The organism is Microbispora sp. NBC_01389 (genome assembly GCF_045040095.1).
GTDB lineage: Bacteria > Actinomycetota > Actinomycetes > Streptosporangiales > Streptosporangiaceae > Microbispora.
The window spans coordinates 379,643-393,967 of sequence record NZ_CP109552.1 but is presented as its reverse complement, the minus strand read 5'-3'; the positions used below and the strand labels follow the sequence as shown (position 1 = coordinate 393,967).

The window sequence follows — 14,325 nt, the reverse complement described above, 5'->3', positions numbered from 1 at the left end:
TCAGGGGCTGATGTTCGGGGGGCGGTCCCGGCGGGGCGGGGGAGGGCGCTCGCCCGAGCCGCGCGGGATCAGCCTCGTGGGCAGTTCGAACCGGGTGACCGGGCCGTCGTCCCCGGCCATGCGCAGGAAGAGCAGGTCGGCCGCCGTACGGCCGAGCCGGGCGGGGTCCTGCGCCACCACGGTCACGCCCAGCAGGTCGGCCAGCTCGAAGTCGTCGAACCCGACGAGGGCGAGGCCGCCGAGGCAGGGGCGCGCGCCCTCCACGAAGGCGCCGGTCGCCGCCCCGGGCCCGGAGCCGATGATCGAGGCCAGCGCCCGCAGCGTCTCGACCGTGGTCCGGCCGTTGCCGGTCAGCAATGCGGTCGGCGGGTCGGACGCCCGCAGCAGCCGGGCGAGGTCCGCCCGCAACCGCGCCGGGTCCGCCGGTCCCATGGCCACCAGGCCCTCGTCGTACGGCAGGCCCGCGGCGGCCAGCGCCTCCCGGTAGCCGCGCAGCCGCTCGGCGGCCGTGAAGATCCGGGGGAGGTCGCCGAGGAACGCGACGCGGCGGTGGCCGTGCGCGATCAGGTGGGCCGCGCCCGCCCGGGCCCCGCCCGCGTTGTCGGACAGGACGACGTCCGCCTCGCAGCCCGCGCCGGGCGGCCGGTCGGTGAACACCGCCCTGGTCCCGGCCTCGAACTCGGGCGAGAGATAGGTGTGGTCCGTCCCGGCGGGCACGATGATCAGCCCGTCGACGCGGCGGGCGCAGAAGGCGAGCACGAGGTCGCGTTCCCGGGCCGCGTCCTCCTGGGACGACCCGGTGAACAGCAGACAGCCGTGGTGCAGCGCGGTCTCCTCGACGGCCCGGCTGAGGCTGGAGTAGAAGACGTCGGCGGCGTCCTCGATGACCAGGCCGATGCTCGCCGTACGGCCCCGGCGCAGCGTCCGCGCGCCGTCGTTGCGGCGGTAGCCGAGCCGGTCGATCGCGGCCCGCACGCGTAGCGCCGTCGCGGCGTTCACGCCGGGCTCGTCGTTGACCACACGGGAGACGGTCTTCAGCGCCACGCCGGCCGCGGCGGCCACGTCGTTCATGGTCGGACGGCCGCGTCTCGTGTCTCCCACGCAGGGATCATCTCCCATTCCACGGCCCTGGACAACGTTGTCAGTCCGCATGACGCGGAGTGATCGCTTTTCCGCGGACCGTGCACGCCGCGACGCTGAGGCGGCAGCGTGTCCGTCTCGCGCCCTGCGGCTCACCAGGTTCTCCTCTTCTCCGAACCGGAGGCTGTTCTATAATCGCACAGTGAGCACTCCGGATGCGAAGGAACTGGGCGAGCGCATCGCACTCGCGCGGCAACGGGCTGGAATGACGCAGGCCGACCTCTCTGCCTCTGTGGCACTCGACCGGTCCGGCCTCGCCAAAATCGAGAACGGCAGTCGCCGGGTTTCCGCCCTGGAGTTGGCCCGCATCGCGGCCGCGCTGCACGAACGGATCGAGTGGTTCTTCCGGGCGGCGCCGCCCGCCGTGATCTCTCATCGAAACCTTGAGGAGCCCGGCGCGGCCAGCCCCGCGATCGATCGGCTGATCGAGACGGTGGCGCGGCACGTCGAGTTCGTCACCGGCCGCGTCGGGCAGACGTGGCCAAACGCTCCGGACCTGACCCGGCCGGGCACCGCGGCCGAGGCGGAGGAGACCGCCGTCAGGGCCCGTGATCTCCTGGGCGCCGACCCCGGTGGCCCGGTGTCGGGCCTCGCCGAGAGGATGGCCGCGCAGGGCCTCTTCGCGTTCTCGTTCGATCTGGGCACCGACGCCGCCGACGCCGCCTCTCTGCTGCTGCGTGAAGGCGGCGTGGCCGTAGTCAACGGCGCCCGCCAGGTCGGACGTCGCCGCCTGGCACTGGCGCACGAGTTCGGTCATTTCCTGTTCGCCGACGAGTACACCGTCGACTGGCGGATCGCCGAGCAGGACGGCACCGAAGGCTGGGAGTCGCGTCTGGACCGATTCGCACGCGCCTTCCTGCTGCCCGAGGCCGGCCTGCGCGAGGAGTTCGGCCGTCTGAAGAAGGAGCATCGAGACCTGCGCACGATCGCGGTCATCCTCGGCAGCTCGTATCAGGTGGACATGTCCACTCTGGCCCGCCGAATGACAGAGATCGGCCTGGTCTCCTCCACTGACGCCGGCCTGGTCAGGTCGGTACGCACCGGCAGAGCCGACATCGTCGAGCTGAATCTCGTGGTCAAACACGAACTCGAACCTCCCTGCCTGCCCAAGCCTTACGTGAAGTCGGTCCTCTCCCTCTATCGCGGTTCCGACGTCTCCGCCGCCCGTGCCGTCGACCTTCTGTTCGACACCTGGGCCGAAGACGAACTTCCCGCGGTTCCGGTGCTGCCGGAGAATGCGATCTGGGAGTTCGTGTCCTGATGGAGGACGTGAGTGAGACATTCGTCTTCGACACGGGCCCGCTGAGCGCCTTCGCGACGAACAACTGGTTAGGCGTGCTCAAGGCGGTTGTCGGCAAGCGCCGTGCTGTCATCCCGGATGCGGTGGTGGCCGAGCTGAGGGAGGGCGAGGCCAAGGATTCCCGGATAGGCGCCGCGCTCACCGCGGACTGGATCGAGCACCGTGAACTCACGTCCCGTGCCGAGCAGGAGGCGTTCGCAGACTTCTCGGAACTGCTCGTCGTCGGCGACAGGAACATCGGCGAAGCGGGTGTGCTCGCCCTGGCCCGCACGATGCGGGCCACCGCCGTGGTGGACGACGCGGCGGCGAGGAAGGCCGCGACCTCTACAACGTCGACTACTGCCCCACGTTGCGGTTGCTGTGCTGGTCGATACGGGACGGTCTGCTGACTGTTCCGCTCGTCGCCGAGCTGGCCGACGACCTGTTGTCCAGCAAGTATCACCTGCCGTTCCGCCCTGGGGGCTTCGCGCGGTGGGCCGAGGAGAACGGCCTTCTCGACGGCCGTTAGCAACGGCAGACAGCAGCCGGCGGCACATTGCACGGCGCGTCGGCGTTCCCCATGCCCACGGGCGTTCAGAAGCCGTCGACGGACCCGTCGATAGGGTGCGGGGATTATGAGGCGGATTGTGGGCTATCGGGGCGATGCGTTGTTGATAGCCGGGTTTGTCCTGGCGGCGCTGAACCTGCGGCCCGCACTCGCGGGTGTGTCACCGGTCCTTCCCGCGATCATGCGCGACCTCGGCCTCAGCCCGGCGGGCGGCGGCGCCGTCACCACGGTCATGGTGGGGTGCCTCGGCCTGCTCGCCCCGGTCGCCCCCGTGCTGGCCACCAGGATCGGGCTCGACCGCACTCTGCTGGCCGGGCTGCTCGTCCTCGCGGCCGGTGTGGCCCTGCGCAGCGCGGACGGCGTGAGCGCCCTCTACGGTGGTGCCGCGCTGGCCGGCGCGGCGATCGCCGTCATGAACGTGGTCATGCCGGGGCTGGTCAAGCGGCACTTTCCCAGCCGGATCGGCCTCTTCACCGGCCTGTACGTCTCGGTCATGGTGGGCGGGGCCGCCGCGGCGTCGGCGGTGATGGTCCCGCTGACCGAGCGTCTCGGCTGGCGGACGGCGGTCGGCACGGTGGCACCGCTCGCGCTGCTGGCGTCGGCGCTGTGGGCGGTGGTCGCGGTCCGGCCGGGTGCGGGCGCCGCACGCCGGACGCCGGGCTCGCGGGCCGGTGGGCGGCCGTACCTCGCGCTGCTCCGCGCCCGCGCCACCTGGCTGGTCGCCGCCTTCATGGGCATGCAGTCGCTGACCTTCTACGTCATGCTGGCCTGGCTGCCGACCATCTTCCAAGAGGCCGGTCTGCCGGCCGGGCAGGCGGGATACCTGCTGGGCCTGACGAACCTCGTGCAGATCCCCGCGGCGCTGCTCGTCCCCCTGCACGCGGGACGCGCGCGTTCCCAGGTGCCGCACGTGGTCGCCGCCATGCTGCTGGTCATCGCCGGATACGCCGGAGTGCTGCTCGCGCCCACCACGGCTCCCTGGCTGTGGATGGTCGTCCTGGGGCTGGGGCAGGGCGCCGCGATCGCGCTCGCCCTGCTCGTCATCACCGTGCGGGCGCCCGATCCGGCCTCGGTGACGGCGTTGTCGGCGGTCGCCCAGACGGGCGGCTACCTGCTCGCCGCGCTCGGGCCGTTCGCGTTCGGCGTGCTCCACGAGGTGTCGGGCGGCTGGACCGTGCCCCTGCTCGCCGGGCTGGGCGTCTGCGTCGTCCAACTGGCCGCCGGCGTGCTCGCCGCCCGGCCCGCACCCGTCTGGAAATGACGCGCCGCCGCGCAACGGCCGCCGCGCGCTCAGTCGTCGCCGAGGAGCATGTTGAGGACCCAGCTGATCACGCCCACGACGATGGCGCCCCAGAACGCGGCGACGAATCCGCTGACGTGGAAGGGAAGGTGGAGCTGCTCGGCGAGCCAGCTCGTCAGCAGCAGGAGCGCGGCGTTCACCACGAGGGCGAACAGGCCCAGCGTGAGCACGTAGAACGCGCATCCGATGGTCTTGATGACCGGCTTTATGACGGCGTTCACGAGGCCGAAGATCAGCGCGACCGCGAAGAGGGTGCCGATCTGCCTGGCGGTGGAGCCGGTGCTCACGGTGATGCCGTCCACCAGCTTGGTGGACGCCCACAGGGCCGCGGCCACCACAACGATCTTGAGTATGACCTTCACGTCCACGATCCTTCCATGGTGCGGCAAAGAGTGCGCGATTTCCGTGTCCGGGGAACGACCGGAGCCGTACGCCCCGGTCCCCCGCCCTAAACGGGGCGCGGCGGGCGCGGCTCCCCGGCACGGCTTTCTCCCGGCGCCGGGTATAAGCGGCAAACATCGGGGAAACCTCCACTGGAGGTGAGATCGAATGGACGTGGAAGAGCTGGAGTCGCTGTCCGCGAAGGAACTGCACGACCGGGCCGTGCACTACGCCGTACGGCACGGTGACCTGGGGTTCCTGTGGGATCTGCTGAAGGTCATCCCGGCGGCCGAGGCGGCCAGCGGGAACACCGACGAGACCGCGAACGACCTCAGCAGGGTGTCGGCGCTGCTCAGCGATGCCATGGCGGCGGGCGAGGGAGAGCTCGGCGACGCGCTCCGGCCGGTCTACGTCGACTACCTGTCCAGACACCCCGACGCCTGAGCGCCCGCTGGCCCTGCTCAGCACCCTCTCATCTCCCCACGTCACAATGACGGCGTGGTCAAGACACAGGTGCTGGTGGTCGACGACGAGCCGGAGGTCCGCGACGCGATCGCGCGGGCCCTGCGGGTCGAGGGGTACGGCGTGGCGACCGCGGGAGACGGTCTCGACGCCCTCGACGTGATCGGCGGCTCGGCGCCGGACCTGATGGTGCTCGACGTCCTGATGCCGGGGATGGACGGCATCGAGGTCTGCCGGGCGCTGCGGGACGACGGCAACCGGCTGCCGGTCCTCATGCTGACCGCGCTGGACGGGATCGGCGACAAGGTCGCCGGGCTCGACGCGGGCGCCGACGACTACCTGGTCAAGCCGTTCGCGCTGGAGGAGCTGTTCGCCCGGGTGCGGGCGCTGCTGCGCCGCGCCGCGCCGTCGACCGAGGCGGGTTTCGCCGGCCTCGTCCTGCTGCCGGACAGCAGGCAGGCCCGGCGCGGACGCCGGCTGATCGACCTGACCAGGACCGAGTACGCCCTGCTCGACCTGCTGATCCGCAACGGCGGCCAGGTGCTCACCCGGCAGGTCATCCACGAACGCATCTGGGGCTACGGCTTCCGGCCCGGCTCCAACCCCCTGGAGGTCTACATCCGCTACCTCCGCAGGAAGACCGAGGCGGGGGGCGAGCCCCGGCTGATCCACACCGTGCACGGCCTGGGGTACGCGCTCAGGGAGCCGGTGGGGGAGCGGGTAGCGGAGCCGGTGGGGGAGGAGCGGTGAAGCTCCGCTGGCGGCTCGCGATGGCCTCGGCGCTGGCCGCCGCGGTCAGCGTGATCGTCGTCATCGTGACCGCGTACTTCATCACCTGCCGCCGGGTCGAGTGGGCGAGGGACCACTACGGGACGTACGAGGGCTATGGCGACCCGCCTCCCCGCGGCGTGCTGGCCGCCCTCGCGGACGTCGACGACCTGGGCTGGCCCTTCGTCGCCGTGGCGGTGGGCGGGCTGGTGCTGTCGGGGGCGCTCGGCTGGCTGGCCGCCCGAGCCGCGCTGCGGCCGGTGAACGCGCTCAAGGACGCCGCGGGACGGGTCGCCACGACCAGGGATCTCACCACCCGCATCCAGGTGTCCGGGGACGACGAGCTGAGCAGTCTCGCCCGGAGCTTCAACGCCATGCTCGACGCCCTCGAACGGTCCGCGAAGTCGCAGAAACGCCTGGTCGCCGATGCCTCCCACGAGCTGCGCACGCCGCTCACCGCCGTACGGACCAACGTGGAGCTGCTGATCAGGGGCAACCTGCCCCAGGAGGACCGCGACGAGGCGAGCAGGGCCGTGATGAGCGGGCTCGAGGAGCTCACCGCGCTGGTCGCGGACGTGGTCGAACTGGCCCGCGACGAGGAGCCGGCCGTACTCGTGGAGCAGGTGCGCTTCGACGAGCTGGTCTCCCGGGAGGTCGCCCGGGCGGCCAGGCACTGGCCCGCGACCGCCTACTCGGTGTCGGTCGAGCCCGCGGTGGTTCGCGGCGTGCCCGACCGGCTCGCCCGGGCCGTCGGCAACCTGCTCGACAACGCGGCGAAGTACAGCCCCGGGGGCGGAGAGGTCGAGGTGTCCCTGCGGGACGGCGTGCTGACCGTCCGCGACCACGGCCCCGGCATCTCGGCGGACGACCTGCCGCACGTCTTCGACCGCTTCTACCGGGCGCCCTCGGCGCGGGCGCTGCCCGGCTCGGGGCTGGGGCTGGCGATCGTGGGACAGGTGGTGGACAGCCACGGCGGCAGCGTCTCCGCCGGTCCCGCTCCCGGCGGAGGCACGCTCGTCCGGCTGGCTCTGCCAGTAGGCTGAAGCCATGGGCTCTGTACGCGTCGAGCGGACCGAGGACGGCTTCGTCGCTCGCAACGAGAGCGGCGCGGAGATCGTGATGGGCTCCGGTGACGGGCTGTTCAGCCCAGTGGAGCTGCTGCTGGCGGCCGTGGGCGGGTGCAACGTCATGACCGTCGAGCCGCTCACCGCCACGCGCGGCCACCGGCTCGCTCGGCTCGCCGTGGAGGTCTCGGCGGAAAAGGAGAGCCCGACCCTGCTGCGGTCCGTTACCGTGACGTACGACGTGGAACTGCCGCCGGGGGACTCGGGGGAGGTCTTCGAGGCCGTCGCCGGACGGGTCCACGAACGGCACTGCACAGTGAGCCGGTCCCTGCAGCGGGGCACCGAGGTCAGGCTGGTGCTCGGCGACTAGCACGGGTGCGGGCGGGGCCCCGCCCGTATGCAGGCCGAAAGCCGACCTGCGTATGACGACTTCATGGCAAGCGGGCTTGTACTGTTGAAGCAGGTCCTCGGGAGAGGGCGACAGACTTTTTCGATAAGGGCGCGGATGGGGGAACCGCGTCCGGAAAGCGGGGGACCCGCCGGTGCCTTTGGGGAGGGCATTCCTGGCGGAACCGCTTTGATCCGGAGCCGGGCAGTTGGGGGACTGCCCGGCTCCGGCATGTTCCGGCCCGGCCGGTCCGGCGGAAGGCCCCCTGTTCGGAAGGCCCCCTGTTCGGAAGGCCCCCTGTTCGGAAGGCCCCTGTTCGAAAGGCCGCTCCCTGCCGAGGCAGTTCCTTGTTCGGACGGCCGCCCCTCCACGCTCGCCTCCGCCGCGCCCGCTCTGCCGGCCGCCTCACCTGCGCATCCGTCCGACCGCCTGCCGTGTGGCCGGTCGGTCGCCTGCCCCTTCTTGACCGCCGACTCGTGGGCCGCTGCGCTCTTCCTCTCCTCCGTCTCGCGACGGCCGCGCCTCGCCGAGCGGGGGCCGCGGCGTTTTACTTTCATGAAGGAGCGCCTGCGGCGGATCGCGCGGAATGCCCGGCGCCGCCGACGTTGCCGCCCGGCTAAACAAGCGGACAGGTAGATCTTCCGCGCCGTATGCCCGATTTACTTTGCTACGTCCTGACTCGTCCTGTAGTGTCCTATTTGTTGCCGCCGACCGGTGGCTGGATTGGACTTGGGGAGGAGATCACGGTGGGCGACCCCGCCCGGATCTCCGGCCCAGGACGCTTCGGATCCCACGTCTGACTCACGACGGCCTTCCGGCCGATCGCCATAGCTTCAGCGCACACGCCTCCGGGTGGTCGATCTGTCCCGCCCGGACACGTGGCCCGTCACCGTGACCCGCCGTACCCGCGGGTCCTCTGATGACGCATGGCCATCCACTGTCGTCTCACGAAAGATCCCCAGCCTTGATGAAGACTCTGTCCGACCTGCGTGGCAAGCGTCGGGTCACCGCCGTGGCCACGCTCGCCGGCGCCGCGGTGCTGGTCACGTCCCTCGTGGCCGCCGCCCCCGCGCCCGCGGAGCCGCCGGTCGGGGAAGCCGTCAACCTCTCCAGCATCGTCCCCATGCACGAGGAGGTCCTGTACGCGGGGGCCACCAAGGGCTCGTACTTCTGGGACGACGCGTCGGGCCGTCAGGGAGACACCGGCATGCCGGCCATCGGCAAGCCGATGCAGAAGGGTCTGTTCGCCAGCCCGAGCTGGCCGCTCGGCACCGAGGGCTACATCATGTACCAGGGCCGGAAGGCCAAGTTCTTCATCGGCGACCGCGGCCCGGGCATCCCCTCCGAGAGCGGCGTCATGCTGGACATCGACGGCAAGACCTTCGCCGAGCTCACCGGCACCACCTGGAACGAGAACACGCTGACCGTCGCCGGCGGCGCCGGCCACATCCCGATCCAGTACGTCATCACGAAGTGGGGCGACGGACCGGGCCTGCGCGGCGAGCCCGCTCCCTTCTCCAGCGGCGCCTGGCGGGGCTGACCGGCCCGGTGATCCCCCCATCCGGCGATGTGCGCGACCTGCGCGGGACTGCTAAGGTTACGGACATCGCAGGCGCCGCTAGCTCAGTTGGTTAGAGCAGCTGACTCTTAATCAGCGGGTCCGGGGTTCGAGTCCCTGGCGGCGCACAGCAAGTGATCAGGCCCGGCATCCGGAACGGATGCCGGGCCTGACTCGTCCCGCGCTCCGGTCCATGTCCGTACGGGTTGTCGGGTTTGTATAGAATACGGGTGGGGTGCCGGGAAGTCTGGTCGGCTGTCGCCGACCCGACCCCGGAAACGGAGCCTCATGAGCACGCCCCGCCGCACCCCTCGTCGCCGCATCCCTCTTCTCGGACCCGGGTCCTGGACCGAGACCCGCCGGATCGCCGACATCCTGCGACAGGAGACCATCGGCGGCGCGCTGCTGCTGGTGGCCGCGCTCGCGGCCCTCGTGTGGGCCAACTCGCCCTGGTCGGCCGGATACGAGACGCTGCGGTCGGTCCGGGTGGGACCCGGGGCGCTGCACCTCGACCTCAGCCTCGCGACCTGGGCCGCCGACGGGCTCCTGGCGATCTTCTTCTTCGTCGCCGGGCTGGAACTGAAGCGCGAGTTCGTCGCGGGCGACCTGCGCGACCCCCGGCGGGCCGCGGTGCCGGTCGTGGCGGCGGTCGGCGGCGTGATCGTGCCCGCGCTGCTGTATCTGCTGGTGAACGCGCTGCTCAACCCGCTGGCGAACCCCGGCGCGGGCGGTGCGCTGCGGGGCTGGGCGGTGCCGACCGCCACCGACATCGCCTTCGCGCTGGCGGTGCTCGCCGTGGTGGGCAGGAACCTCCCGTCGGCCCTGCGCACGTTCCTCCTCACCCTCGCGGTCGTCGACGACCTGCTCGCCATCGCGATCATCGCGGTGTTCTACACCGCGCACCTGGCGCCGCTCCCGCTGCTCGCGGCGCTGCTCCCGCTGGGCCTGTTCGCTGTGCTCGTACGGCGCGGGGTGCGCGCGTGGTGGCTGCTGGCGCCGCTCGCCGTGGTCACCTGGGCCCTGGTGCACGCGTCGGGCGTACACGCCACGGTGGCCGGCGTGCTGCTCGCCTTCACCATCCCCGTCCACCGGACCACCGGAGATGCCACCGGAGAGGTCACAGGACAGGGCGCGGGCCCGGCCGAGCACTTCGAGCACCGGTTCCGGCCGCTCTCCGCCGGGGTGGCGGTGCCGCTGTTCGCCTTCCTGTCGGCCGGGGTGGCGCTGGGCGGGCCCGGCGGCCTGCCGGGGCTGCTCACCGGCGGCGTGCCTCTCGGCGTCGTCGCCGGGCTCGTCGTCGGCAAGCCGCTCGGGATCACCGCGGCCACGTGGCTCGTCGCGCGCTTCACCCGGGCCGACATCGACGACGGCCTGGCCTGGGTGGACATCGTGGGGGTGGCGATCCTTTCCGGCATCGGGTTCACGGTGTCGCTGCTCATCGGCGAGCTCGCGTTCGGCGCCGGATCCACCTGGGACGGTCAGGTCAAGGTCGCGGTGCTGACCGGGTCGCTGGGCGCGGCGCTGCTGGCCACCGTGATCCTGCGCCTGCGCGACCGCGTCTACCGCCGTCTCGCCGAAGCCGAAGCTCGCGCCCGGGCCGAGGCCGAGACCGGGGCGCGGACCGCCGCCGCGCCCCGGTGACAGATCAGCGGGTGACAGGTCAGCGGGTGACAGGCCTTAAGGCGACCGCTCACCAGGTGACGGGGAGCGTGTCGATCCCTCCGGTCAGTGTGCCGCTCCGCGCCTCCAGTTCCTCGTACGGCGCGGCGAGGGCGAGTGCGGGGAAGCGCGCGAACAGGGAGCCGAAGACGGCGTTGAGCTCGATCCGCGCCAGGCCCGACCCCAGGCAGTGGTGCGGGCCGTGGCCGAAGCCGATGTGCGGCCGCGGATCGCGCCGGCGGATGTCGAACTTCTCGGGGTCGGGGTAGACGCGCTCGTCCCGGTTGGCCGCGTGGATCGCCAGTGACACCAGTTCACCCTCGCGGATGCGCACCCCGCCGACCTCGACGTCCGCGTGCGCGTAACGGATCAGCCCGTGCTCGCTCGGCGCGCCGAACCGCATGATCTCCTCGACGGCGGCGTCGAGGAGGGAGGGATCGCGCAGCAGCGCGTCGCGCTCGGCGGGGTTGCGCAGGAACAGCAGCACGCCGTAGTCGATCTGGTTGACCGTGGTCTCGTGGCCCGCGAACAGCAGGCCGCCCGCGATCTTGGCGATCTCCTCCTCCGGCAGCGAGGCGTTCGCCAGATCGGTGTAGACGTCCTCGCCGGGGTTCTCTCGCTTGGCCTTCACGATCTCGAAGGTGTAGGCGTTCAGCTCCATCTGCGCGTCGGCGGAGCGGGCGAGATCGGTGAGGTCGGTCATCGCCTCGGCCACGGCCCGGAACCTGTCCCGGTCCTCGTACGGCACGCCGAGAAGCTCGCAGATCACCTGGATGGGGAGCGGAAGCGACAGCCCCGCGTGCAGGTCGGCCGGCGGACCCTGCTCGGCGAGCCCGTCGAGAAGGTTCCCGACGAGCGCCCGCACGCCGTCCGACAGGGCGCGCATGCGCCGGGCCGAGAACGCGGGGGACAGCAGGCGCCGCATCTCCTTGTGGATGATCCGCTCGGTGGCGTAGTCGCCGGTCGGGCCGCCGAGCAGGACGTTGTTGGACAGCCGGGCCGCCGTCTCGGGAGCGGGGTGGGAGCGGCCGAACCTGTCGTCGCCGAACACCTGCCGGATCTCGTCGTAGCCGGTGACGAGCCACGCCTCGTCCCCGGTGTGGGTCCGGACCCTGGCGATCGGCGCGCTGGTGCGCAGCTCGCCGAAATATGGCGAGATATCCAGTATGTCTGGCCGATCGAACGGCAGTCGTGGCAGCTCGGGCATGGGCGGCCTTCCCTTCGGCACAGGGGTGGACCACTTGAATCTCCCCCCTGACCGCACGGCTGACAAGGTAGTAAAAGCATGTCCGGTGTGACGGGAGAGCGGACGTTTGCCTCAGTGCCCGTCCCGTTCCTCCGGGTTCCGCCGGAGAACGTCGGTGAGGACCGTCAGCGTCGTGCCCGGGCGAGGCATGGGACGGATGGGGCGAAAGGAACAGGGATCAGGTGGTGGTGAAGTCACCGCAGCCCGGGGGAGATCTTCGCCCGGGCAGTGGTGGCGGGCCCTCCGGATGGGGGAGGTGGCCTCTCACTACCAATCGTGTCCGGATGAGCACATCGTTGTCTCCCGGCACCGAGCCTGGAGGTGGTGACGAGTGCGGTTCTCCGCCGAGGACGCTGCGTACAGTCAACTGAGCAGCGAGTACGCCGGCCGCTGGTCGGTCTGGAGAAGCGACGCCGGCCGTTGGTACGCGACCCGCATGACGCGGTCGCTGTCCAGGATCCAGATGGACCGGGGCCTGATCATGACCGCCTGCGGAGAGAGCGCGGAGGAACTGCGCGCGCTACTCATGGTCCAGGAGGGCCTGGCGGGCAGCCAGCCGCTGCCCTCCCCCTGACAGCCGTGACGCCGTGACGCCGTGACGCCGTGACAGCGGTGCCGCGCCGGGCGGGGCGGGGGCGAGGGGTGGGCAGGGCGGGTGCGGGCAGGGCGGGATTATCGGGAAAACGGGTGGGAAGATCGGGTTCATGACAGAACCGGAGGTCCGCCGGCCCGTTCCCCCGACCGGTACGCAGCACGTCATCGCCGCGCACGGCTACCGGGCGGTCGTCACCGAGGTGGGTGCGGGCCTGCGTGCGCTCACGTTCCGGGACCGGCCGCTGGTCATGTCGTACCCGGAGGGCAAGCCACCCGTCGGCGGCGCCGGGCAGTTGCTGCTCCCGTGGCCGAACCGGGTCAGGAACGGCCGCTACGACGCGGACGGCGAGACGAGACAGCTCGCGATCACCGAGCCGCGGACCGGCAACGCCGCGCACGGCTTCACCCGGCTGCTGCCCTGGACGGTCCTGGGCGCCGCCGGGGACTCGGTCACGCTCGGGCTGCGGCTGTTCCCCCAGCCCGGCTATCCGCACGTGCTCGACCTCACGGCGTCGTACGCGCTGGGCGAGGCGGGCCTGGAGGTCGAGGTGTCGGCGGTCAACGTGGGGGAGGGCGTCGCGCCGTACGGCATGGGCGCGCATCCCTACCTCACGCTCGGCGAGGACGCTCCGCCGGAAACCGGGCACGGCACCGAGCACGGCACCGGGAACGGTGCCGTGGACGAGGCGGTGCTGGAACTGCCCGCGGCCGAGTGGGCGCCCGTGGACGAGCAGCGGATCCCCATCGGCCGCCGGACTGTCGAGGGCACCGAGTACGACTTCCGGACGGGACGCCGCGTCGGCGGCGTCGTGCTCGACACCCCCTTCACGAACCTGGAGCGAGACGCCGGGGGCCGGGTGCGGGCGCGTCTCAGGACCGCCGACGGCTCCCGGAGCGTGGAGCTGTGGGGCGGGCCGGGCATCGAGTGGCTCCAGGTCTTCACCGGCGACACGCTCGCCGCGCCCTACCGGCGCTCGGGGGTCGCGGTCGAGCCGATGAGCTGCCCGCCGAACGCCTTCGCGACCGGCGAGTCCCTGCTGCGCCTGGCCCCGGGCGAGCGGGCGGCGCACCGGTGGGGGATCACCTCCCTGCCCGCGGCCGGTGCCTGACCAGCCGTCCGGAGAGGCCGTACGTCTCCGGAGCAGGACGGCGGATTCCGGTCCGCGCCAAACGGAAGAGACGGATGTGGTTGATTTCAGCTACTTTCATGACCGCTCGTGAGGCCGGCGAGGACCCCGGTACGGCGGCGGGTCGCCGCGCGCCCCCGTGATCCACACCCCTAGCTGCGGCGACGGCGCCCGGAGGCCGGTCATGCGGCCGCCGCGAGCTCCGCGCGCATCACAGATCGGGCATCGATCGGAAACAATCTTGTTTCTTTGAATTCACACGACCACGGTGCGTACCGTATCTTGAGTCGTGGGAGCGCTCCCATAGCCTAAGGAGGCGCGCGTGTCTCTCCCCTTCGGTGCCGCGCCGGTTGACCCGGCCCCCGTCTGGACCGCCGAGTGCCTCCTGCCCGCCGTCGGCGCGAGTGTGGCGACCGCGCGCTCCCTCGTACGTCGTGAGCTCGGCCGATGGGGTCTGGACGCGCTGGTCGACGACTGCTGCCTGATCGTGAGCGAGCTCGCCTCCAATGTCGTACGGCACGGCGGCAACGTCTTCACTCTCCGGCTCGGCAGCAACGGCTGCTGGGTGTACGGCGAGGTGTTCGACCAGGGCGACGGGGTGCCGTCCCAGCGCGACGCCGACCCGGAGTCGGTGGGCGGCCGTGGGCTGCTCATCGTGGACGAGCTCGCCGACGACTGGGGCGTGGCCGCCTCGGGCCGGGGCGGCAAGACCGTCTGGTTCCTGGCCGGGACGGGCAGCCGGTCGCTGCTGCCCGTCGTTCCGCACCAGTCGCGCATCGCTGTCTGCTGAC

General features: G+C 71.6%; 15 protein-coding genes and 1 tRNA gene. 13 read left to right on the top strand and 3 right to left on the bottom strand.

The annotated features are described in order from the left end of the window. Entirely contained in the window at positions 1-1,101 is a 1,101-nt protein-coding gene (locus tag OG344_RS01895) for a LacI family DNA-binding transcriptional regulator (protein ID WP_405086694.1), read from the bottom strand. A 49-nt stretch (positions 1,102-1,150) separates the two neighbouring features. On the opposite strand from OG344_RS01895, the gene OG344_RS01890 reads away from it, so the two are divergent. From OG344_RS01890 to OG344_RS01880, 3 genes are all read left to right on the top strand, one after another. Continuing rightward, a complete protein-coding gene (locus tag OG344_RS01890) occupies positions 1,151-2,401 on the top strand; it encodes a helix-turn-helix domain-containing protein (RefSeq protein WP_405086693.1) in 1,251 nt (416 codons plus the stop codon). 8 nt (positions 2,402-2,409) lie between these two features. Next, positions 2,410-2,829, top strand: a complete 420-nt coding sequence (locus OG344_RS01885; protein ID WP_405086692.1) for a hypothetical protein — start codon at positions 2,410-2,412, stop codon at positions 2,827-2,829. A 225-nt stretch (positions 2,830-3,054) separates the two neighbouring features. Beyond that, positions 3,055-4,248: an MFS transporter gene (locus tag OG344_RS01880; protein WP_405086691.1), complete on the top strand. Its 1,194-nt coding sequence runs from the start codon at positions 3,055-3,057 to the stop codon at positions 4,246-4,248. Positions 4,249-4,277: 29 nt separating this feature from the next. On the opposite strand, the gene OG344_RS01875 is transcribed toward OG344_RS01880, so the two are convergent. Then, a complete protein-coding gene (locus OG344_RS01875; RefSeq protein WP_327047518.1) occupies positions 4,278-4,649 on the bottom strand; it encodes a phage holin family protein in 372 nt (123 codons plus the stop codon). A gap of 187 nt (positions 4,650-4,836) precedes the next feature. On the opposite strand from OG344_RS01875, the gene OG344_RS01870 reads away from it, so the two are divergent. The 7 genes from OG344_RS01870 (at position 4,837) to nhaA (ending at position 10,549) form a co-directional block, all read left to right on the top strand. Further along, positions 4,837-5,112 carry a hypothetical protein gene (locus OG344_RS01870; protein ID WP_405086690.1) on the top strand — a complete coding sequence of 92 codons (276 nt, stop codon included), beginning with the start codon at positions 4,837-4,839 and terminating at the stop codon, positions 5,110-5,112. 54 nt (positions 5,113-5,166) lie between these two features. Then, positions 5,167-5,880: a response regulator transcription factor gene (locus tag OG344_RS01865; protein ID WP_327047517.1), complete on the top strand. Its 714-nt coding sequence runs from the start codon at positions 5,167-5,169 to the stop codon at positions 5,878-5,880. Beyond that, complete coding sequence (locus OG344_RS01860) at positions 5,877-6,941, top strand: ATP-binding protein (protein ID WP_405086689.1); 1,065 nt, start codon at positions 5,877-5,879, stop codon at positions 6,939-6,941. The genes OG344_RS01865 and OG344_RS01860 overlap by 4 nt, the downstream gene beginning before the upstream one ends. A gap of 4 nt (positions 6,942-6,945) precedes the next feature. Beyond that, on the top strand, positions 6,946-7,332 hold the full coding sequence (locus OG344_RS01855) for an OsmC family protein (protein WP_405086688.1): 387 nt from the start codon (positions 6,946-6,948) through the stop codon (positions 7,330-7,332). A gap of 985 nt (positions 7,333-8,317) precedes the next feature. Beyond that, on the top strand, positions 8,318-8,890 hold the full coding sequence (locus OG344_RS01850) for a hypothetical protein (protein WP_327047514.1): 573 nt from the start codon (positions 8,318-8,320) through the stop codon (positions 8,888-8,890). Positions 8,891-8,962: 72 nt separating this feature from the next. After that, a tRNA-Lys gene (locus OG344_RS01845) sits at positions 8,963-9,036 on the top strand. Positions 9,037-9,196: 160 nt separating this feature from the next. Beyond that, on the top strand, positions 9,197-10,549 hold the full coding sequence (gene nhaA / locus OG344_RS01840; RefSeq protein ID WP_405086687.1) for a Na+/H+ antiporter NhaA: 1,353 nt from the start codon (positions 9,197-9,199) through the stop codon (positions 10,547-10,549). 49 nt (positions 10,550-10,598) lie between these two features. On the opposite strand, the gene OG344_RS01835 is transcribed toward nhaA, so the two are convergent. Continuing rightward, the gene (locus OG344_RS01835) at positions 10,599-11,774 is read right to left on the bottom strand and encodes a cytochrome P450 (RefSeq protein ID WP_405086686.1); all 1,176 of its coding nucleotides are present in this window, start codon (positions 11,772-11,774) and stop codon (positions 10,599-10,601) included. Positions 11,775-12,144: 370 nt separating this feature from the next. Between OG344_RS01835 and OG344_RS01830 the strand changes: the two genes are divergently transcribed. From OG344_RS01830 to OG344_RS01820, 3 genes are all read left to right on the top strand, one after another. Continuing rightward, positions 12,145-12,387, top strand: coding sequence for a hypothetical protein (locus tag OG344_RS01830; RefSeq protein ID WP_405086685.1), 243 nt, complete (start codon positions 12,145-12,147; stop codon positions 12,385-12,387). 130 nt (positions 12,388-12,517) lie between these two features. After that, positions 12,518-13,516, top strand: coding sequence for an aldose 1-epimerase family protein (locus OG344_RS01825; protein WP_405086684.1), 999 nt, complete (start codon positions 12,518-12,520; stop codon positions 13,514-13,516). A gap of 340 nt (positions 13,517-13,856) precedes the next feature. Further along, complete coding sequence (locus OG344_RS01820; RefSeq protein WP_405086683.1) at positions 13,857-14,324, top strand: ATP-binding protein; 468 nt, start codon at positions 13,857-13,859, stop codon at positions 14,322-14,324. Position 14,325: the final 1 nt, after the last annotated feature.